Genomic DNA, 20,770 nt, shown 5'->3' on the forward strand with positions numbered 1-20,770 from the left:
GCGGTGCCGTCCGGCCGGTGCTAGGGCGCGCCGAACTCCACCCACAGCGGCCAGTGATCCGAGCCCTGCGCGGTGTCGTCGATCCGCGCCGACCGCACCAGCCCCGCCATGTCGCCCGACACGAAGCAGTGGTCGATCCGCCCGTCGCCGCCATGATAGGTCACACCCGAGGCCTCGTCGTGCCCGGCCAGCACCCACGCGTCCAGCGGGCCCATGCGGTTGGTCAAGCGCCCGTAGCGGGGTGCCATGCCGCCAACCATCGCGTCGTATTCCGCGCTTTCGGGCAAGAAGTTCATGTCGCCCATCAGGATCCAGCGTGTCGGCATCGGCGGCTCGGGTTCCTCCAGCCAACCGGAAGACGGGTCGGGATGCCCGCCGCACCATGCGCCGCCTTCCGATGGCGCGGCGGTCAGGATCTCGCGCATCCGCGCCACCTGCGGCAGGCGGATCGCCGGCGACAGGTGCGACAGGTGGACCGAATAGATCCGCACCGGCCCGATCCCCGGCGCGTCGATCACCGCTTCGAGCATCCCTTGCTGGATCGAATGGTGCCTGCGGTCGCCGAACTTCGGCAGCGGGAAGTTGCGCGACGAGATGATCGGCCAGCGCGACAGGATCAGCGTCCCGAACTGCTTGCGGCGGTGCAGGATGCGGCCCGCCTCGGTCACGCTGGCGTCCATGTCTAGGTTGGCGCCGTAAACGTAGTGATGGCCCGGCAGACAGTCGGCCAGCACGGCGGGCGCGTCGCGCATCCCCGAGCGTTGCCAGAAGCGGTCCACCTCTTGCATCGCGATCACGTCGGCGTCCGCCACCTCGGCCGCGATGCGTTCAAGATCGTACCGGCCGTCCATGCCAAGGCCGTACTGGATGTTGTAGCTGACGCATTTCATGCGCTGTCCTTTCCTTGTGTCCGGCCGGGACAGGGGGGGCTCTGCCCCCGTCGCTGCGCGACTCCCCCGAGGTATTTCGGAAGAGAAGAAGCAATGAACTGCCGCTTGCGGCCGGGTGGGTCCCTCTGCCGGACCGGGGGAGGGTCAGGGAGGGGGTCGTGGTGCGATAGGGCCGGTGGATGACGGTTGCGTGACAGGGCGCCGTCGCGGGCGCGGGTTGGCTGCGGCGGCCCGCGATTGTCGCGTGGCTGTCATGCGGCTGTCATTGCGGCGCAAGGTTCGCCCCCTAGCAGGGAGTCATTCGGATGAATGACCCTGAGGCGAAACCGTGGACACGACGAACTGGGAGCGGGCGCGGGACTGGATCCGCGCGGAGATTGCCGCGAACGCGCTGGCAGAGGGCGACCAGTTGCCGCCGGAGTCGGACATGCAGCGCGAGATCGGCGTCGGACGCCATTCGCTGCGCCGCGCCGTGGCGGCGCTGGCGGCGGAGGGCGTGCTGAGCGTCGAGCAGGGGCGCGGCACCTTCGTGCGCGAGCCCGCCCGCATCGCCTATCGGATCGGCAGCCGCACCCGGTTTCGCGAGAACTTGCAGGGACAGGGCGTCGTGCCGGGCGGCGAGACGATCTCGGCCGAGGTGCTGCCCGCCGATGCCGAGGTCGCCGGGGTGCTGGGGCTGGCCGAGGGCGCGGACGTCACGCGGGTGATCACCCGGGGCCGGGCCGACGGGCGCCCCATCCTGCTGACCTGCAGTTTCCACCCGCACGACAGGTTTCCCGATCTGGAACGTCGCCGGCTGGCGCGCGAGTCGGTGACCGAGATCTACGCCGCGCATGGCGTGGCCGATTATGTGCGGAAGGAAACCGCGCTGTACGCCCGCCTGCCCCGGAAATGGGAGGCCCGGATGCTGGAGCAGCCCGCCGATCAGCCCGTCGTCGTGATCTCGAAGATCGACGCCGACGCGGACGGTTTTCCCATCGGCTACGCCGAAAGCATCTGGTCCGCCGGACGGGTGCGTTTCTCGCTTGACCACGCGCTTCCGAAAGGACCGACCCGCCATGTTTGACCATACCGCAGACCCTGACGACGTGCTGCTTTCGGTGCTGGCCCGCGCCGATGCCGCCGCGCTCAAGGCCGAGGCCGAGGCGGTGCTGCCGCTGCTGGGCGAGTTGGACGTGATCCAAAGCCGCACCGGCCTTGTGATGCTGCCGATGCGCGATCCGGTGCAGGGCACCGAGTTCCACCTTGGCGAGGTGCTGGTGGCCGAGGCGCATATCCGGCTGCCGGGTCCGGGCCCGCATCAGGGCACCGAGGGCTACGGCATGGTCATCGGCCGCGATCTGGAACGCGCGATGGCGATGGCGCTGCTTGACGCCGCGCTGCAATCCGGCATCGCCGCCGACCGCATCCACGCTTTCATCACCGCCCAGCGCGCCGCGCAAGAGGACGAAGACCGCGAGACCCTGCGCCGGATCGAGGCCACCCGCGTCGACATGGAGACCTTCTGAATGCCCGCCACGCTTGCCCAGTCCGATCCCAACGTCCCCGCGCCGGACGCCGCCGAGGCGCGCGACAACGCGACCTTCCTTGCCGTGCTGTCGGCCCTGTCGCGTCCCGGGACGGTCCACGGCCTGCCCGACGCGGGCGCCTGCCCGCTGGCGCAGGCGCTGATCGACCGCGAGTGCCGGGTCTGGACCGACAGCCCGCATCTGGCCGAGGTTCTGGCGATGACCGGCGCCACGCTGGTTCCGCCGGAGCTTGCGGATCACCTGTTCCTGTCGCTCGACAGCGCCGAGGGGGTGGAACGGCTGTCCCGTGCGCAGACCGGCAGCCGCCTTTACCCCGATCAGGGCGCCACGGTCGTCGCGCCTGCCCGGATCAGCCAAGGCCCGGCGCTGGACCTGACGGGACCCGGCATCGACGGCACCCGGCGGCTGAGCCTTGGCGGGCTTGACCCGCAGGTCTGGCGCGTCCGCGCGGCGCTGAACCGCTATCCGCAGGGCATCGAGATGCTGTTTCACGATGGCGCCGCTTTGGTGGCGCTGCCCCGGTCCACCCACGTCACGGAGATCTGATCCATGGCCTATGTCGCAACCCGAGGTGGCGAACGCGCCATCGAACAGGCGGAACGGCTGTACCGCGCCCGCACCGGCCGGATCACCCCCGCCCGCGTGAAAGAGATCGGCGCCGCCCTGCCCGCCCTTGTCGACCGGGTGCAGGGCGAGGCGTCGCTGTACGCGCCCGACCTTGCGGCGCTGGCGCTGGCACAGTCCGGCGGCGACCTCTACGAGGCGCTGCTGCTGCTGCGCGCTTGGCGCACCACGCAACCGCGCCTGCAGGTCGCCCGCCCCGTCGCCGCCGACGAAGGCTTCACCCACCGCCGCATCTCGGCCGCGTTCAAGGACATCCCCGGCGGCCAGATCCTTGGGCCGACGCTGGACTATGCCCACCGCCTGCTGGCCACGCAGGTGCTGGAGGGCGAGGCCTACAAGCCCGCCGCCGTCACACCGGCCGCCTCCCCCGCCCCGGCGCGGCATCCGTCGCTGGCGGCGTGGCAGGCGGCGCAGGGGCTGGTCGAGCCGCCCGCCGCCGACCCGGTCGAGCCCGACGCCATCCCCGACCTGACGCGCGAGCCGCTGCTGTTTCCCGCGAAACGCGCGCACACGCTGCAAAGCCTTGCCCGCGCCGACACCGGCGGCACGCTGGCGCTGGGGTATTCTGCGATGCGCGGCTATGGCACCGCCCACCCCACGGTGAACGAATTGCGCCTGTCCGAGGTCGAGCTTCGCGTCCGCCATCCGCGCGGCGTCACCTTCTCGGCCGGTCGGGTCATGACCAGCCAGGCCGAGGTCGTGACCACCAAGGGCCGCGAAAAGCTGCGGCTGGGTTTCGCCGCCACGCTGGGCTGGAACGAGGTCAAGGTGATCTCGGCCGCGACGCTGGACCTCAACAGCCCCGGCGCGCCGAAGAATTCGCCGGTGAACGAGGAGTTCTTCCTGTACCACACCGAGCCGGTCGAAAGCTCTGGCTTCTGCATCCACTTCAAGCTGCCGCACTACGTGACGTTCCAGTCCTCGCTGGACGCCCTGCGCGACGCGACCGCGAAACGGGACGCCCCCGCGCCGGCCAAGACCGAGGAAACCGCATGAGCCTGTCCGACCTTACCCGCCCGTGGCGCGCCTTTTCCTACGGGTTTCTGGACGCATCCGCGAAGCGCGAGATGCGCCGCAAGATGATCAAGGCGGTGGCCGTTCCCGGCTGCCAGATGCCATATGCCAGCCGCGAGGTGCCGATCGCGCGCGGCTGGGGCACCGGCGGGCTTCAGGTCACGCTGACCTTGGTGACGCCGAAATCCGTGGTGAAGGTGATCGACCAGGGCGCCGACGACAGCGTCAACGCCGCCTCGATCCGCCGCTTCCTGACCCGCGTGTCCGGCGCCGACGCCACCAACGACACCCGTGCGGCCACGCTGATCCAGTCGCGCCACCGCATCCCCGAGGAAAAGCTGGGCGCCGACCAGATCCTGATCCTGCAGGTCCCGAACCCAGAGCCGCTGCGCCCGGTCGAACCGAACATGTCCGCCGCGCGCCGGATGCACGCCGATGCCGACTATGGCCGGCTGTGGCTGACCCTGTACGAACAGATCGTGCGGTCAGGCCGCGTGATGCAGGGCGCGTCCTATCCGTCGATGGTCAACGGGCGGCACGTCATGTCGCCCTCGCCCATCCCGCGCTGGGATGTGCCAAAGCTGCACATGGCCGACCACCTGACGATCCTGTCGGCGGGGCGCGAGAAGCGCATCTTCGCGGTGCCGCCCCACACGCGGGTGGAACCGCTGGTGTTCGACGACGTCCCCTACCGGGTCGAGGATCACGCGGGGGTCACCTGCGCCCGGTCGGGCCTGACGGGCTATTTCATGAACGAGATCCCGCAGGACGGCGGCGGCGCGGCCTACGAGGTCTCGGACAGCGAGCTTGGCGCCAAGGCGATCCGCCACGCCGAGGGCGGACCGGACGAGACCGGCGCAACATGGTACGTGAACGGAGAGATGCAGGGATGAGCGCGCTGGCGAAATCCGAACCCCGGCTGGTCGAAGCGACCCCGCTGATGCGGCTGGACGGCCTGTCGAAACGCTATGGCCCGGTGGTGGCGCTGGACGACGTGTCGGCCCATGTCTACCCCGGCGAGGTGCTGGGCATCGTCGGCGAAAGCGGATCGGGCAAGTCCACGCTGCTGCGGATGATGAACCTGCAGGAGACCCCCGATGCCGGGCGCTATGCGCTGGATCTGCCGGACCTGCCCGGCAACCTGTTCGACCTTGACCGGTACGAGCGCCGGATGCTGTGCGCCCGGCGCATCGGCATCGTCTATCAGAACCCGCATCAGGGCCTGCTGATGACGAACTCGTCCTCGGGCAACGTCGCCGAACGCCTGCTGATCGCGGGCGAACGCCGCTTCGCCGTGCTGCGCGAAAAGGCGCGCGGCGCGCTGGATGCGTCCGAATTCCCGCTGGACCGGATGGACGCCCCGCCGATCGAGCTGTCGGGCGGGATGCAGCAGCGGGTGCAGCTGGCCAAGGCCATCGCGCTGGAACCGGCGCTTTTGCTGCTGGACGAGCCCACCACCGGGCTGGACGTCAGCGTGCAGGCGCTGGTGCTGGATACGCTGAAGCGGCTGCAACAGGACCGTCGCATGACGATGGTGCTGGTCAGCCACGACCTTGGCGTGATCCGCACGATGGCCGACCGCGTGGTGGTGATGCGCCGCGGGCAGGTCGTCGAAGAGGGCCTTGCCGATCAGGTCTTTCAGGACCCGCAGCACGCCTACACCCAGCAACTCGTTCACGCGAAACTGTGACACCCGGACAGGACCCCGCCGCATGACACCCCTTCTTACCGTGGACGCCTTGTCCAAGACCTTCCGGATGCACCACCTTGGGCAGGCGCTGCCTGCGTTCGAGCGGCTGTCGTTCACCCTGTCGCGGGGCGAGTTCCTGCTGTTGTCGGGGCCCAACGGCGCCGGCAAGTCCACGCTGCTTCGCACGCTGTACCGCAGCTATCTGCCCACCGGTGGGCGGCTGATCTATGACAGCGAACAGGGTCCGATCGACCTTGCCACCGCCGCCGACGTCGATATCGCGCACCTGCGCCGGGCCGAGATCGGCTTTGTCACGCAGTTCCTGATCGCCCGCCCCCGTGTCGCCGCCGAAGAGATCGTGGCAGAGCCGCTGCGCCTTGCCGGCACCCCGCGCGAGACGGCGCTGGACGCCGCCCGTCACTGGCTGGCGACCTTCGGCGTGAAGCCCGACCTGTGGCGTGCCTACCCCACGACCTTCTCGGGCGGCGAGCAGCAGAAGGTGAACCTTGCCCGCGCGCTGATCCGGCCCCGGCGGCTGCTGTTGCTGGACGAACCCACCGCCTCGCTTGACGCGGGCGCCCGCGCGGCGCTGGTCCAGCGGCTGACGGAACTCAAGGATCAGGGCGTCGCGATGATCGGTGTGTTCCACCACCCGGGCGACGTGGCCAGCCTGATCGACCGGGAAATTCCGTTGAAGACGAAGGAGATGGCCGATGTGGCTGAGTGATTTCCGGGTCGTTCTGCCCGATGCCGTTCTCGACCACGGCGCGCTGCGGATCGCAGACGGCACCATCGCCGAGATCCGCGACACCCCTGTCTCAGGCGCAGAACTGGACGGCGGGATCAACGGCGGCGGCCTGCTGCTGATGCCCGGCTTCATCGACATGCACGGCGACATGATCGAACGCGAAGTCGAACCCCGCCCCAACGTGAAGATGCCGATGGAGCTTGGACTGCGCGACCTCGACCGCAGGCTGAAGACCGCCGGGGTGACCACCGGCTACGCCGCCGTGTCGTTCAACCCGAAATTTGCCTATGGCCATCTGCGCAGCTACGACCACTCGAAAGAGATGCTGCGCGCCCTGAAGGCGATGCGCGCGATCCTCAAGGTCGACCACCGCGTCCATGCCCGGTTCGAAATCAACTATCCCAACGCGCTGGCCGTGGTCGAGGAACTGATCGCCGACGGCACCGTTGACCTTGTGTCCCTGACCGACCACACGCCGGGACAGGGCCAGTACCGGGACATCGAACGGCTGACCCGCCGCACGCAGGCCGAAAAGGGCGTCTCCGAGGCCGAGGCAATGGCCGCCGTGCAAGCCCGGATCGACGAGAAACAGCAGGCGGCGGGCGACACCGCCGCGACGCTGAAGGCGATCTCGGCCACCTGCGCCCGCCACGGCATCGCGCTGGCCAGCCACGACGACGACACACCCGACAAGGTCGCGCTGATGCAGTCACTGGGCGCCGCGATCTCGGAATTCCCGGTGACCGAGGAAGCCGCCCGCGCCGCCCGCGATCACGGCCTGCTGACCGCGATGGGCGCGCCCAACGCGCTGCGCGGCGAAAGCTACTCCGGCAACCTCTCGGCCCGCGCCTGCCACGCCGCCGGACTGCTGGACATTCTCGCCGCCGACTACCACCCTTCGGCCATCCTGCCCGCCGTGCTGATCCTCGGCCGGACCGATCCCCACGGCCTCGCCGGCGCGGCGCGGCTTGCCACGCTGAACCCGGCCCGCGCGCTGGGGCTTGCCGACCGGGGCGCCATCGCCCCCGGCAAGCGCGCCGACCTCGTCATAGCCGACGACGAGGGCGTGGGGCACGTCCGGGCGACCCTGCGCGGCGGGCGGATGATCTTTTCCGACGGCACGCTGACCGCGCGCGCCGCGGCCTGACCGAAAGGACGACGACATGACGCTTCCCGTGATCGGCGCAGCCCTTGGCGTAGGCGACCTGCCCGCCTACCGCGACTGGCTGTTCGAGAAGGACCGCGACCTCGAACTGCAAAGCTTCTGGTCCGCCGAGATGCTGAACACCGAAAGCTGGAAGGACCCCGTCGCCGAGGCGCGCCGGCAGCTAGACGGCTGGGCCGGGCGGCTTGGCATCCACGGGCCGTTCTGGGGGCTCGACTTCGCCAGCTTCGACATCGACATCCGCGCCATCGTGGCGAAACGCATGATGCAGGGCCTCGACGTCTGCGAGGCGCTCGGCGCCACCCAGATGGTCGTGCACTCGCCGTTCTCGACATGGGACCACTACAATCTCGACATGTACGACGACGGCCGCGCGCGCATCTTCGAAACCACCCATGAAACCCTCGGCCCGGCGGTGAAACGCGCCGCCGACGCCGGGATCGAGATCGTGCTGGAGAACATCGAGGACGGCAATCCCGCCGACCGCAAGGCGCTGGTGGAAAGCTTCGCCTCGGACGCGCTGAAACTCTCGATCGACACCGGCCACGCCCACTATGCCCACGGCATCTGCAACGCCCCGCCGGTCGACTATTACGTCAAGTCCGCCGGTAGCCTGCTGGCCCATGTCCACCTGCAGGACGCCGACGCCCACGCCGACCGCCACTGGTCCATCGGGCGCGGCTCGATCCACTGGCACGCGGTGTTCGAGGCGCTCGGCAAACTCGACGCCAACCCGCGCCTGATCCTAGAGTTGAAGAACCGCGCCGAGATCCCCGCCAGCATGGCTTGGCTCGAAGCCGAAGGGCTCGGCCAGTAACCGGCCAGCAACAGCAACCGGCCCCCTTCTTCTCTTTCCAAATACCTCGGGGGAGCCGCGCAGCGGCGGGGGCAGCGCCCCCACCGCCCCTACGCCATCACCGCCTCACGCATCAGCCCGGTGTCATAGGCCACCCGCCCGCCACTGACCGTAGCCCGCACGCGCGGATAGGCGCCCTCCGGCCAGTCCAGCAGCACAAGATCCGCCCGCTGTCCCACCGCCAGCGCGCCGCGGTCCGTCAGGTTGGACGCCGCCGCCGCGTTGGCCGACACCAGCTTCCACATCTCGTGCAGCGGCCCCACACCGTCTGCCACCAACCGCGCCACCGCAGCCAGCATCGCCGGATAGTAGTAATCCGACGCCAGCACGTCGCACAGCCCGCGCGCGATCATGTCCGCCGCGCCCGGCGATCCAAGGTGACTGCCCCCGCGCAGCACGTTCGGCGCGCCGAACACGATCAGGTCGCCGGCGTCCCGCGCCGCCTGCGCCACGCGGTCGTTCATCGGAAACTCGGACACCCGCGCCCCGTGACCACGGTAGAAGGCGCGGGTCTCGGGCTGGGTGTCGTCGTGGCTAAACATGGCCGCCCCCGCGCGGCCCGCCGCCGCACCGACGCGGGCGATGGCGTCGGGCACGTCCGGCCGCCGCTCCCACGTTTCACGCAAAAGCGCCACGTAGTCCTCTGCCGGGATGTCCGACCGCGCGGCGCGGGCCGACATCTTGCGCAGGAACGCGGCCGAGGACGTGTCGACCACCGGGAAGTCCGGCGCGTGGTCGAACGGCCGGTCCTGCAACCGCACGTCGGGCGCCAGCATCGCCATCGTCGTGTGATCGTTGAATGCCACCGAGGGCGTCAGCGGACCCGCCAGCGCCTCGGCGATCAGCGGCTCGGCTTCGAAGCAGAAGGTCTCCCACCGCAGCTGCACCCGGTTCTCGACCGTCAGCCGTGCCGCCATCGCCTGCCACAGCCGCACCAGTTCCGTCCCCCGCGCGACCGAGCGCAGGCCCGGCTCCCATCCCAGCGTCAGCGCGTGATAGGCGGTGGCGATCCCGTTGCCCGCAAGCTGTCGGTCCGTCTCCATCACCGCGACGTCCAGCGGGAAGAACACACCGGGGCGCGGCATCAGCTGGCGCTCGAACGCGTCGCCGTGCACGTCGACCAGCGCCGGGGCCAGCACCAGCCCGCGCGCGTCCACCACAGGCGCGCCGTCGCGCGGGCCGTCCAGCGCGGCGATGCGCCCGTCCTCGACCCGCAGCGCCACGGCTTCGGTCCCGCCCGGAAGCACCGCGCGGGCACCCTCGATCACATAGCTGTCCATTCTGTCCGCTCCTTCTGTGCGCCGGTCCCGGCCAAATGATCGGGTTGATCGGATGATCCGGATGATTCCCCCCGGCGCCCTTCCCTGCCTCAGCCGCATCACAGGAATAGGACAATCGCCCCGCCCGCCGTTCCCCCGCAACCGTCGAATGTGACACCCGCACGACGCTGGACCCATTCGACACGGGCAAGCGGTGGAAAAACCCGGCCGTGACGGCCCCAAGACCCGGACCGACAGGCAAGGGGGTCACATTTCCGTTGCCCAACATGCGCGAAAAATTCATTCGGATGATAGCGGGAGTTTACGATGCGCCTGCAGCATCGGGGGCATGGAACACGCAAGCCTCAGCCTCACCCGCCTGACCCGCCGCTTCGGCCAGACGACTGCCGTGCGCGACGTCACCCTCAGCATCCCGCCCGGCCAGTTCGTCGGCGTCATCGGCCGGTCCGGGGCGGGCAAGTCCACCCTTCTTCGGCTGGTGAACCGCCTTGTCGAGCCGTCGGACGGGTCGATCTTCTTCGGCGACCGCGAGATCACGCGGCTGAAGGGGCGCGCCCTGCGCGACTGGCGCCGCGATTGCGCGATGATCTTCCAGCAGTTCAACCTTGTCGAACGGCTGGACGTCCTGACCAACGTGCTGGTGGGTCGTCTTGCCGGCCACGGCTTCGTGTCGTCGATGACCATGCGCTTCACCGACGAAGAACGCGCACTGGCGATCGAGGCGCTGGATCGGCTGGACATGGCGCCCAAGGCTCTGCAGCGCGCCGGTACCCTGTCGGGCGGCCAGCAGCAGCGCGTCGCCATCGCTCGCGCGCTGGTGCAGAACCCGCGCATCATGCTGGCGGACGAACCCATTGCCTCGCTCGATCCCGGCAACGCCACCCGCGTGATGGACGCGCTGGCCCGCATCAACCGTGAGGACGGTCTGACCGTTCTGGTCAACCTGCACACACTGGATACCGCGCGCGCCTATTGCGACCGGATCATCGCCATGCGCGAGGGCGCGGTGATGTTCGACGGCTCGGCGACGCAACTGACCGACGACGTCGTGGCCGACATCTACGGCGCCGAGGGGCTGGCCGAGTTCGACGCGGCCGTGACCTCGACCTCGATCCGTCCGCAGGCGGAGAAAATCCCCGCCTGACGACGCCCCAACCACCCCTTCATTGGCAACCACGGGAGAGACACCAATGAAACTGTTCACCACCGCCGCCATCGTGGCGCTTGCCGCCGCCGGTCCGCTTCTGGCCGAGGGCTGGCGCGACGACTATCAGGTCATCAAGTTCGGCATCCTCTCGGGCGAGAACGAGCAGGACCGCCTGATGCGCAACGAACCGCTGCGCGTCTACCTCGAAGAAACGCTGGGCGTCGACGTCGAGATCTTCACCGCCGGCAACTACGACGGCGTGGTTCAGGCCATCGCCGCCGACCAGATCGAGGTCGCCCGCTTCGGGTCGTCCTCTTACGCAGCGGTCTACACCGCGACCGACGGCGGCGTCGTCCCGACGCTGACCTCGATCGCCGAGAATGGCAACACCGGCTATCACTCGATCGTCGTGACCCGCTGCGACAGCGGCATCGAAAGCCTCGAGGACGCGGCGGGCAAGGTCCACGCCTTCGCCGACCCGGATTCGACCAGCGGCTATGCCGTGCCCTATTTCAACATGGTCGAGCGTGAAGGTTTCGTGCCGGAAGAACATTTTGCCGCCGTGCCCTTCTCGGGCAGCCACGAGGCCGGTGTGCAGGGCGTCGTGAACGGCACCTTCGACACCGCGTCCACCTATCAGGACAACGACACCGACGGCGTCTATCAGCGCATGGAAATCAAGGGGATGATCGAGGAAGGCGTGATCTGCAAGATCTGGGAATCGCCGGAGATCACCTCGGGTCCGTGGACCTTCCGCAAGAACCTGCCCGCCGAGATGATCGAAGAGGTCACCGCCGCGATCGAGGCGTTCCCGACCGACGACGTCGAGGGCTTCCGCCTGTACTCGTCGTGGACCGAGGACAACCCGAACCCGGACGCCGGCTTCACCCGCGTCGACCACGACCGCTATCAGTGGATCGTGGACATGCGCGAGTGGCTGCGCGAACAGCGCCGCGGCTCGTAATCTGACAGACACGAAACGGGGCGGGAGCGTTTCTTCGCAATCAAAGGATCGCCCCCGCCCCGACCCCTTACAGGCTGCCATTCCATGACCCTGACCGCCGATTTTCCCGGGCCGTCCCGCGCGGGAGACGCCCGCGCCGCGTTCGAACGCGACTTCGCCGACAAACGCCGCCGCGCCCGCGCCCGCTGGACCGTCGGCGCAGTCCTGTTCTTCGCCGCCTTCCTCGCCTCGGCCTGGTTCGGCGACTTTTTCCGCGTCACGCAGGTGACACTGCCGGACGGATCGCGCAACTGGCGCTGGATCATCCCGGCGGGCCTGCCTCGGCTGGGCGAATACATCGTCCAGACCTTCCCGACCCTGCGCTGGGACAGCCTTGGCGCCGATCTGGCAGAGTGGTTCTGGCGCTGGCAGACGTGGCTGCGGCTGCTGCTGGAAACCATCCTGATCGCCTTCATGGCCACCGTGTTCGGTGTGATCGGCGGCTTCGTTCTGGCCTTCCCCGCCGCCCGCAACCTGTCGCCCAACCGGGCCGTCCTGTGGGTCTGCCGCCGCTACCTTGAAATCGCGCGCACCGTGCCGGAACTGGTCTGGGCGCTGATCTTCGTGTTCTGCTTCTCGGTCGGCCCTATGGCGGGGGTCATGGCCGTCGGGCTTCACGCCACCGGGGCCTTGGGCAAGCTCTATTCCGAGGCGGTCGAGAACATCGACATGAAGCCGCTGGAGGGCGTGAAGGCCTCGGGCGGCGGCTGGTTCGACCAGATCCGCTATGGCGCGGTGCCGCAGGTGCTGCCGAACGTGATCAGCTACACGCTGCTTCGGTTCGAGATCAACGTCCGGTCCTCGTCGATCATCGGCTACGTCGGCGCGGGCGGGCTGGGACAAGAGATCCGCACCGCCATGTCGTTTCAGGAATACACCGACCTTTCGGCCCTGTTCGTGATCATCTTCGTGACCGTCGTCGTGATCGACTACGCGTCCGAAAAACTGCGCCACCGCATCATCGGCATGGGAGACCGGACATGAGCCTGACCGAAGATCGTATCACCGCAGCCCGCGCCGCGCATCCCGGCGCCTTCCGCGCGCCGCTGTCCGTGCGCCTGCGCCGCGCCGCCGGCTGGACCCTGTTCACCGGCCTGTTCGTCTATTGCCTTTGGGCGTTCGACTTCTCGCCCGCCCGGATCTGGACCGGGCTGCAACGGTTCGGCGACGTGCTGGGCTTCATGTTCCCGCCCTATGTCTGGTCCAGTTGGGAAGAGTTCTGGCCGATCCTCGAAGGCTTGGGCGAAACGCTGTCGATGGCGTTCCTTGGCACCCTGCTGGGCGCGGTGGTGGCATTTCCGGTGTCGTTCCTTGGCGCGAAGAACATCAACCGGCTGGGTGTCCTGCGGCTGGGCGTGCGGCGCGGATACGACGTGATCCGCGCGTTCGAGACGCTGATCCTTGCGCTGATCTTCATCCGCGCCTTCGGTCTGGGCCCGCTGGCGGGCATCCTTGCCATCGCCGTCAGCGAGATCGGCACCTTCGCCAAGCTGTTCTCGGAGGCGATCGAGAACACCTCGGACCGGCCGGTGGACGGGGTGAAAGCCTCGGGCGGGTCGCGGCTTCAGCAGATCCGGTTTGGCACCCTGCCGCAGGTGATGCCGGTGATCTGGTCGGTGCTGCTGTACAACTTCGAATCCAACGTCCGGTCCGGGACCATTCTGGGCATCGTCGGCGCGGGCGGCATCGGCTTCCTGCTGTCGGACCGGATCGCCGCCTATCGCTGGAACGAGGCATGGTCGATCATCTTCCTGATCATCGCGATGGTCTATGTGATCGACTATCTCTCCGGCCTGATCCGGGCGCGGATCATCGGCACCGGGGAGCTTTCCAGATGAGCCGCCTGTCCGAAACCCCCACCGTCCACGAGACCGCCACCGTCGTCGACTGCACCCTTGGCCGCTGGACCGAGGTGAAGGCCCGCGTATCGCTGCGCGAGGTCGCGTTCGGGGACTATTCCTATATCGTCAGCGACAGTTCCGCCGTCTGGGCGAGCGTCGGCAAGTTCTGTTCCATCGCACAGGGCGCCCGGATCAACCCCGGCAACCACGCGACGTGGCGTGCATCGCAGCACCATTTCACCTACCGGGCCGAGATGTTCGATCTTGGCGAGGACGACGACGACTTTTTCCAGTGGCGGCGGCATCACTGGGTCACGATCGGCAACGACGTCTGGATCGGCCACGGCGTGACCGTGCTGCCCGGCGTCACCATCGGCGACGGCGCCGTGGTCGGCGCGGGGGCGGTGGTGTCGAAGGACGTGGCCCCCTACGAGATCGTCGGCGGCGTCCCGGCGCGGCACCTGAAGCGGCGGTTCACCGAAGCGCAGGCCGAGGCGCTGCAACGCATCGCGTGGTGGGACTGGAGCCACGAGGCCCTGCGCGCCGCCCTGCCCGACATCCGGCGGCTGTCCATCGACGCGTTCATCGAACGTTACGGCTGATCGGAGCTTTCGGGGGCTCTGCCCCCGTCGCACCAGAGGTGCGCTTCACAGGCGGCGGCGGGGGCGCTGTCCCCGTCGCACCCAAGGTGCGCCTCAAAGGTGGCGGCGGGGGCGCTGCCCCCGTCGCTGCGCGACTCCCCCGAGGTATTTTGCAAAGAGAAGAAAGGGACGCGCGGGCGCGGGAACGGGTGCGGCTGAGCGGTTCCCTCCCCCGGTCCGGGGGAGGGTCAGGGAGGGGCGCGCGGGTTTCCCGGATGCCCAACAACCGGTCACTCTGCGGGCCGTAGCGCGTTTTGAGAGAAAACAAGGGCGGCGGCGCGAAAAAAGTTTTTACCGCGCGCCATGATGTGCCAGGCTTGGATCGAACGTCGAGAAACAGACGAGGGACAGGCATGAAACGCATCGCAAGCCTGGCGGCGCTGGCCGCAGTTTTCGCCACCTCTGCCGTTGCAGAGCCGCTGACGGAACGGGAAAAGGCCATCTATTCCAGCACCTGCGCGCATTTCGACAACCGGGTCGAAAGCGCACCGGCAGACGTCGACACGGGGCTGCTGTTCGCATTGGCCGAAAGCTGTGCCAGCGCCCTTGGTGATCTGGGCGAGGAAAGCGGCGACGCCGCCGCCACCTATCTGGCGCGGCTGGCCGAGTTCAAAGCGATCGTGGTGGGTATGAATGTCCGGCGCGTGTTCGGCGACGGGCCGGCCACGCCGGTGTCCGCGACCGGGGAATACCTGATCGCGCGGCGCATGGGCCTGCTGGGCGCCTACCGCGCCTATGCCAGCGCGGCGGACATCCGGCTGGCCGGGATCGACTGAGACCGGAGGTTTCCGATCAGGCGTTGAACAGGAAGTGCAGGACGTCGCCGTCCTTCACCTCGTAGCCCTTGCCCTCGACGCGCATTTTGCCCGCGTCCTTGGCGCCCTGTTCCCCCTTCAGCGCGACATAGTCGTCGTAGCCGATGGTTTCGGCGCGGATGAAGCCGCGTTCGAAGTCGCCGTGGATCACGCCCGCCGCCTGCGGCGCCAGCGTGCCCGTGCGGATGGTCCAGGCGCGCGCCTCTTTCGGGCCGACGGTGAAATAGGTCTGCAGGCCCAGAAGCTGATAGCCCGCGCGGATCACGCGGCTGAGGCCCGCCTCTTCCAGCCCCATCTCGGACAGGAACATCTCTGCTTCCTCGTCGTCGAGCTGGCTGATCTCTTCCTCGATCCGGGCCGAGATCACCACCGAGACCGCTCCTTCGGCGGCGGCCTTCTCGGCCACCTTGGCGGAATGCGCGTTACCTTCGGCGGCTTCGCCCTCGTCGACGTTGCAGACGTACAGCACCGGCTTCTGCGTCAGCAGTTGCAGGCCCTTCCACGTCTTCATGTCGTCGTCCGACACCTCGACGGTGCGCGCGGGGCGGCCGTCTTCCAGCGCGGCCATCGCGTCTTTCAGCAGCCGTTCCTGCTGGACGGCTTCCTTCTCGCCGCCGCGCACCTTGCGCACCAGACCCTGCAGGCGCTTTTCGATGGATTCCATGTCCGCCAGCATCAACTCGGTCTCGATGGTCTCGGCATCGGCCAGCGGGTCGACGCGGCCGTCGACATGGGTCACGTCCTCGTCCTCGAAACAGCGCAGCACATGGGCGATGGCGTCGCATTCGCGGATGTTGGCCAGGAACTGGTTGCCCAGCCCCTCGCCCTTGCTGGCGCCCTTCACCAGCCCCGCGATGTCCACGAAGGTCATCCGCGCCGGGATCACCTGCTTGGAGCCGGCGATCTCGGACAGGGTCGCAAGCCGCGGGTCCGGCACGGCGACCTCGCCCACGTTCGGTTCGATGGTGCAGAAGGGAAAGTTCGCCGCCTGCGCCGCGGCGGTCCGCGTCAGCGCGTTGAACAGCGTCGACTTACCCACGTTGGGAAGCCCCACGATACCGGTCTTGAAGCCCATTTCACGTCCTCTGGTGATGCCGGGCGCATGTAGGGTGCCGGGGCCGTCAGGGTCAAGGGGGCCGGGCGTCAGAACCCGACCTTGTCGCCCCCCTTCAGCCCAAGGATCTCGCGCGCCTCGTCGGCGGTGGCGGGTTCGATCCCCAGTTCGGCCATGATGCGCCCGATCTTCTCGACCTGCTGGGCGTTCGACACCGCCAGTTCCCCGCGCGAGATGAACAGCGAATCCTCGAGCCCCACGCGCACGTTGCCGCCCAGTTGCAGCGCGGTGGCCGCCAGCGGCATCTGCGCCGCCCCCGCCCCCAGCACCGACCAGCGATAGTCGTCGCCGAACAGACGGTCGGCGGTGCGCTTCATGAACAGCAGGTTGTCCACGTCGGCACCGATGCCGCCGGTGACGCCGAACACGAACTGCAGGAACACCGGCGCCTCGAACAGGCCGCGGTCCATCAGGAAGCGCAGGTTGTAGAGATGGCCGACGTCGTAGCATTCATGCTCGAACTTCACCCCCAGCGGCAGCAGCGCCTCGGCGGCCTCGCGGATGTCGGCCAGCGTGTTGCGGAAGATGTTCGCCTCGGACCCTTCGATATAGGGCTTCTCCCAGTCGTGCAGAAAGCTGTCGTACCGTTCGGCCAGCGGATGGAAGGCGAAATTCATCGAGCCCATGTTCAGCGAACACATCTCGGGTGCCAGCGTGCGCGACGCGTCGATCCGTTCGCGGATCTGCATGGTCGGCGCGCCTCCGGTGGTGATGTTCACCACCGCGTCGGTCGACTGTTTCACCCGCGGCAGGAAGGCCATGTAGTCGTCAAGCTTCACCGAGGGACGGCCGTCGGTGTTGTCGCGGGTATGAAGGTGCAGGATGGCGGCGCCTGCCTCGGCGGCGGCGATGGCCTGTTCGGCGATCTGGTCGTGGGTCACCGGCAGGTGCGGCGACATGGTGGGCGTGTGAATCGCCCCCGTCACCGCGCAGCTGATGATCGCCTTTTTCGGCTTGGCCATGATCTCCTCCCTCTGGTCAGGCTCCTCGGACGGGAGTGAACCCGTTTTCGGGCCCAGAGGGAAGCCAGAGGAAAGCCAGAGGAAAGATCAGGCCGGAAGGAAGCCGGGGCCGCGAGTGTCGTCGCGGCCCCGAACGTTTTAACCCAGCGCCTCGTCGCAACGGCCGCAGACGCCCGGATGGGCGTGGGTGCCGACGTCGGGCAGGATCTTCCAGCAGCGCTGGCACTTCTCGCCGTCTGCGGTCTCGAACACCACGCCGACACCTTCGATCTCGGGCAGGCGGAATGCCTCGGCCGGGATCGGGTCGTTGGTCAGCGAGATCGCCGAAGTGATGCATATGTCCTCGAAATCGACGGATTTAACGTCAGAAAGCACGTCGGATTCGCGGATATGTACAACTGGCGCGGCCTCAAGCGAGGCGCCGATGACCTTGTCGCGGCGCTGGATTTCCAGCGCGGCGGTGACCACGCGGCGCACCTTGCGGATGCCGACCCACTTGGCCGCCAGCGCCGGGTCCAGCCACGCGGACGGGGTCTCGGGGATGTCGACAAGGTGGACCGAGCTGTCGTCGCCCGGGAACCGTTCCAGCCAGACCTCTTCCATCGTGAACACGAGGATCGGCGCCAGCCACGTCGTCAGGCGGTGGAACAGGATGTCCAGCACCGTCCGCGATGCGCGGCGCCGCAGCGCGTCGTCGGCGTCGCAGTACAGCGCGTCCTTGCGGATGTCGAAATACACCGACGACAGGTCGATGGTGCAGAACTCGAACAGCGCGCGGAACACACCTTGGAAGTCGAAGGCGGCGTAGCCTTCGCGCACCCGCACGTCCAGTTCGGCCAGACGGTGCAGCACCCAGCGTTCCAGTTCCGGCATCTCGGACGGATCGACCTTTTCCGTATCGGTAAAGCCCGACAGGTTGCCCAGCAGGAAGCGCATGGTGTTGCGCAGGCGGCGGTAGCTGTCGGCGGTGCCCTTCAGGATCTCGGGGCCGATGCGCTGGTCGCCGGTATAGTCGGTCTGGGCCACCCAAAGGCGCAGGATGTCGGCGCCGTACTGCTTGATCACGTCCTCGGGCGCGATGGTGTTGCCGAGCGACTTGGACATCTTGTTGCCCTTCTCGTCCAGCGTGAAGCCATGCGTGACCACGTTGCGATAGGGCGCGCGGCCCAGCGTGCCGCAGGCTTCCAGCAGGGACGAGTGGAACCAGCCGCGGTGCTGGTCGGTGCCTTCCATGTAGACATCCGCGATGCCGTCCGGCGCGCCGTCGGCGCGGTCGCGCAGAACGAAGGCGTGGGTCGAGCCGCTGTCGAACCACACGTCGAGGATGTCGAACACCTGTTCCCACTCGGCCGGATCATGATCGGATCCAAGGAAGCGTTCCTTGGCGCCGTCCTTGTACCACGCGTCCGCGCCCTCGGCTTCGAAGGCCTCTGCGATGCGGGCGTTGACCGCCGCGTCGCGCAGCAGAAAGTCCGGGTCGGTCGGCAGCGCGCCCTTCTTGGTGAAGCAGGTCAGCGGCACGCCCCATGCCCGCTGGCGGGACAGCACCCAGTCGGGCCGGGTTTCCATCATCGCGTGCAGGCGGTTGCGGCCCGAGGGCGGGGTGAACTTGACCAGTTCCTCGATCGAGGTCAGCGCACGCTCGCGGATCGTTTCGCCGTGGGTGTCCTGCCCGTCGCCGACCTTGCGGTCGATGGCGGCGAACCACTGCGGCGTGTTGCGGTAGATCACCGGCGCCTTGGACCGCCACGAGTGCGGGTAGCTGTGCTTGATCTTGCCGCGCGCCATCAGGCCCCCGACTTCGACCAGCTTGTCGATGACCGCCTTGTTCGCGTCACCCTCTCCGCCCTTGCGGTTCAGGATGTACTTGCCGCCGAAGAACGGCAGGTCGGCGCGGAAGCCGCCGTCGTCCATCACGTTGTAGGTGATAACCTGTTCCAGCATGCCAAGGCCGCGGTACAGTTCGTATTCCTCCATCCCGTGCGACGGGGCGCAGTGGACGAAGCCGGTGCCCTCCTCGTCGGTCACGAAATCGGCGGCGCGGAAGTCGCGGACATCGTCCCACTCGCCGTTCGCGCCCTCGGCGCCAGCCAGCGGGTGCTTGAGCGTCAGCGCGGAAAGCTGATCGGTGGTCACGTCCTGAACGCGCGTCCACTGGCTGTCTTCCAGCCGCGCCTTGGCAAAGGTCTGCGCGGCCAGCTTGTCGGCAAGGATGTAGCGTTCGCCGGTCTTCAGCCAGCATTCGTCCGGCGTGCCGGTGACCTCGTACAGGCCATAGTCATAGTCGGCGCCGAAGACGACGGCCTTGTTCGACGGGATCGTCCAGGGCGTGGTGGTCCAGATCACGACATAGGCGCCGACCAGCGCGTCGCGCACGTCCTGCGCCGCCGCCACGACGGCCGCGCCCTGCGTGTCGGTCGCTTCCTCGTCCGAGGCGTCGGTCGCGCCGGGCGCGTAGCTGTCGACGCGGAACTTCACCCAGATCGTGAAGCTTTCCTTGTCGTGGTATTCCACCTCGGCCTCGGCCAGCGCGGTCTGTTCCATCGGCGACCACATCACGGGCTTCGACCCCTGATACAGCGTGCCGTTCATCAGGAACTTCATGAACTCCTCGGCGATGACGCGCTCGGCGTGGAAGTTCATCGTCAGATAGGGATCGTCCCACTTGCCGGTGACGCCAAGGCGCTTGAACTCGTCGCGCTGGACGTCGACCCAGCCCTCTGCGAACTTGCGGCATTCCTGGCGGAAGTCGATGACCGGCACGTCATCCTTGTTGCGGCCCTTCTTGCGGTACTGTTCTTCGATCTTCCATTCGATCGGAAGGCCGTGGCAGTCCCAGCCGGGCACGTAACGGGCGTCGCGTCCCATCATCTGATGCGAGCGGACGATCATGTCCTTGATCGTCTTGTTCAGCGCGTGGCCAATGTGCAGGTGGCCGTTCGCGTAAGGAGGCCCGTCGTGCAGGATGAACGGTTCGCGGCCCTCGGCGGTCTCGCGCAGGCGGTCGTAGACACCGATCTGCGCCCAGCGGTCAAGCCAGCCGGGCTCGCGCTTGGGCAGTCCCGCACGCATCGGGAATTCGGTTTCGGGCAGGTTCAGCGTGTCTTTGTAGTCGGGCGTGTCAGCACACATGAGGCGGTGTCCTCAGGTCGATCAGCGAAAATTGGATGAGGTTCGGCGTGGAGTGCATGCGCCTTGTCCCGGCGGCTCGTGGATCAGAGCGCCGGGCCGGTAATTCGGATGATGATCGCGAACCGGTCCGTCATGCGCCGGGTTATAGGCGCGGCAGGCGGGAGCGTAAAGCGGTCATCCGCTTGTGTGTCTTGGCGATGGAATGTGTCGCGGGAGCCGGCTTGGCTGGCGGAAGCTGGCGGAAGCTGGCGGAAGCTGGCGGAAGCTGGCGGAAGCTGGCGGAAGCTGGCGGAAGCTGGCGGAAGCTGGCGGAAGCTGG

General features: G+C 68.0%; 20 protein-coding genes. 15 read left to right on the forward strand and 5 right to left on the reverse strand.

Annotated features, from left to right (window positions below):
- Positions 1–20: 20 nt before the first annotated feature.
- Positions 21–890 carry an endonuclease/exonuclease/phosphatase family protein gene (locus tag P1K30_RS18830; RefSeq protein WP_275634316.1) on the reverse strand — a complete coding sequence of 290 codons (870 nt, stop codon included), beginning with the start codon at positions 888–890 and terminating at the stop codon, positions 21–23.
- A 328-nt stretch (positions 891–1,218) separates the two neighbouring features.
- Between P1K30_RS18830 and phnF the strand changes: the two genes are divergently transcribed.
- Genes phnF through P1K30_RS18875 form a run of 9 tightly spaced genes read left to right on the forward strand, consistent with a single transcriptional unit; the run spans position 1,219 to position 8,477 of the window.
- Positions 1,219–1,956 carry a phosphonate metabolism transcriptional regulator PhnF gene (gene phnF, locus P1K30_RS18835; RefSeq protein WP_275634317.1) on the forward strand — a complete coding sequence of 246 codons (738 nt, stop codon included), beginning with the start codon at positions 1,219–1,221 and terminating at the stop codon, positions 1,954–1,956.
- Positions 1,949–2,398, forward strand: a complete 450-nt coding sequence (phnG, locus tag P1K30_RS18840) for a phosphonate C-P lyase system protein PhnG (protein WP_275634318.1) — start codon at positions 1,949–1,951, stop codon at positions 2,396–2,398. Before phnF ends, phnG begins: the two co-directional genes overlap by 8 nt.
- The gene (gene phnH / locus P1K30_RS18845) at positions 2,399–2,965 is read left to right on the forward strand and encodes a phosphonate C-P lyase system protein PhnH (RefSeq protein ID WP_275634319.1); all 567 of its coding nucleotides are present in this window, start codon (positions 2,399–2,401) and stop codon (positions 2,963–2,965) included.
- A gap of 3 nt (positions 2,966–2,968) precedes the next feature.
- Complete coding sequence (locus P1K30_RS18850) at positions 2,969–4,039, forward strand: carbon-phosphorus lyase complex subunit PhnI (RefSeq protein ID WP_275634320.1); 1,071 nt, start codon at positions 2,969–2,971, stop codon at positions 4,037–4,039.
- A complete protein-coding gene (locus P1K30_RS18855; RefSeq protein ID WP_275634321.1) occupies positions 4,036–4,950 on the forward strand; it encodes an alpha-D-ribose 1-methylphosphonate 5-phosphate C-P-lyase PhnJ in 915 nt (304 codons plus the stop codon). Before P1K30_RS18850 ends, P1K30_RS18855 begins: the two co-directional genes overlap by 4 nt.
- Positions 4,947–5,747: an ATP-binding cassette domain-containing protein gene (locus tag P1K30_RS18860; RefSeq protein ID WP_275634322.1), complete on the forward strand. Its 801-nt coding sequence runs from the start codon at positions 4,947–4,949 to the stop codon at positions 5,745–5,747. The genes P1K30_RS18855 and P1K30_RS18860 overlap by 4 nt, the downstream gene beginning before the upstream one ends.
- 22 nt (positions 5,748–5,769) lie before the next feature.
- Positions 5,770–6,474 (forward strand): phosphonate C-P lyase system protein PhnL, encoded by a 705-nt coding sequence (locus P1K30_RS18865; protein WP_275634323.1) that lies wholly within the window; start codon positions 5,770–5,772, stop codon positions 6,472–6,474.
- The gene (locus P1K30_RS18870) at positions 6,461–7,642 is read left to right on the forward strand and encodes an alpha-D-ribose 1-methylphosphonate 5-triphosphate diphosphatase (protein WP_275634324.1); all 1,182 of its coding nucleotides are present in this window, start codon (positions 6,461–6,463) and stop codon (positions 7,640–7,642) included. The genes P1K30_RS18865 and P1K30_RS18870 overlap by 14 nt, the downstream gene beginning before the upstream one ends.
- Positions 7,643–7,658: 16 nt before the next feature.
- Positions 7,659–8,477: a sugar phosphate isomerase/epimerase family protein gene (locus tag P1K30_RS18875; RefSeq protein WP_275634325.1), complete on the forward strand. Its 819-nt coding sequence runs from the start codon at positions 7,659–7,661 to the stop codon at positions 8,475–8,477.
- 89 nt (positions 8,478–8,566) lie between these two features.
- Here the strand turns inward: P1K30_RS18875 and P1K30_RS18880 are convergent, their stop codons facing one another.
- Positions 8,567–9,796 (reverse strand): alpha-D-ribose 1-methylphosphonate 5-triphosphate diphosphatase, encoded by a 1,230-nt coding sequence (locus tag P1K30_RS18880; RefSeq protein WP_275634326.1) that lies wholly within the window; start codon positions 9,794–9,796, stop codon positions 8,567–8,569.
- A 328-nt stretch (positions 9,797–10,124) separates the two neighbouring features.
- On the opposite strand from P1K30_RS18880, the gene phnC reads away from it, so the two are divergent.
- From phnC to P1K30_RS18910, 6 genes are all read left to right on the forward strand, one after another.
- Positions 10,125–10,940: a phosphonate ABC transporter ATP-binding protein gene (gene phnC / locus P1K30_RS18885; protein ID WP_275634327.1), complete on the forward strand. Its 816-nt coding sequence runs from the start codon at positions 10,125–10,127 to the stop codon at positions 10,938–10,940.
- Between the two features lie 46 nt (positions 10,941–10,986).
- Positions 10,987–11,907: a phosphate/phosphite/phosphonate ABC transporter substrate-binding protein gene (gene phnD / locus P1K30_RS18890; protein WP_275634328.1), complete on the forward strand. Its 921-nt coding sequence runs from the start codon at positions 10,987–10,989 to the stop codon at positions 11,905–11,907.
- Positions 11,908–11,991: 84 nt separating this feature from the next.
- Complete coding sequence (phnE, locus tag P1K30_RS18895) at positions 11,992–12,930, forward strand: phosphonate ABC transporter, permease protein PhnE (RefSeq protein ID WP_275634329.1); 939 nt, start codon at positions 11,992–11,994, stop codon at positions 12,928–12,930.
- On the forward strand, positions 12,927–13,784 hold the full coding sequence (gene phnE, locus P1K30_RS18900) for a phosphonate ABC transporter, permease protein PhnE (protein WP_275634330.1): 858 nt from the start codon (positions 12,927–12,929) through the stop codon (positions 13,782–13,784). Before phnE (P1K30_RS18895) ends, phnE (P1K30_RS18900) begins: the two co-directional genes overlap by 4 nt.
- Positions 13,781–14,389, forward strand: a complete 609-nt coding sequence (locus P1K30_RS18905) for a DapH/DapD/GlmU-related protein (protein WP_275634331.1) — start codon at positions 13,781–13,783, stop codon at positions 14,387–14,389. The genes phnE (P1K30_RS18900) and P1K30_RS18905 overlap by 4 nt, the downstream gene beginning before the upstream one ends.
- Positions 14,390–14,781: 392 nt before the next feature.
- Positions 14,782–15,204, forward strand: a complete 423-nt coding sequence (locus P1K30_RS18910; protein WP_275634332.1) for a hypothetical protein — start codon at positions 14,782–14,784, stop codon at positions 15,202–15,204.
- Positions 15,205–15,220: 16 nt separating this feature from the next.
- Here the strand turns inward: P1K30_RS18910 and ychF are convergent, their stop codons facing one another.
- The 3 genes from ychF to ileS all read right to left on the reverse strand — a co-directional run bounded on the left by ychF (position 15,221) and on the right by ileS (position 20,451).
- A complete protein-coding gene (gene ychF / locus P1K30_RS18915; RefSeq protein ID WP_275634333.1) occupies positions 15,221–16,318 on the reverse strand; it encodes a redox-regulated ATPase YchF in 1,098 nt (365 codons plus the stop codon).
- A gap of 68 nt (positions 16,319–16,386) precedes the next feature.
- Entirely contained in the window at positions 16,387–17,319 is a 933-nt protein-coding gene (kce, locus tag P1K30_RS18920; protein WP_275634334.1) for a 3,5-dioxohexanoate:acetyl-CoA acetone transferase, read from the reverse strand.
- Between the two features lie 138 nt (positions 17,320–17,457).
- Positions 17,458–20,451, reverse strand: a complete 2,994-nt coding sequence (gene ileS, locus P1K30_RS18925) for an isoleucine--tRNA ligase (RefSeq protein WP_275634335.1) — start codon at positions 20,449–20,451, stop codon at positions 17,458–17,460.
- Between the last annotated feature and the right edge of the window lie 319 nt (positions 20,452–20,770).

The organism is Psychromarinibacter halotolerans (genome assembly GCF_029168315.1).
In the GTDB taxonomy this organism is placed as follows: domain Bacteria; phylum Pseudomonadota; class Alphaproteobacteria; order Rhodobacterales; family Rhodobacteraceae; genus Psychromarinibacter; species Psychromarinibacter halotolerans.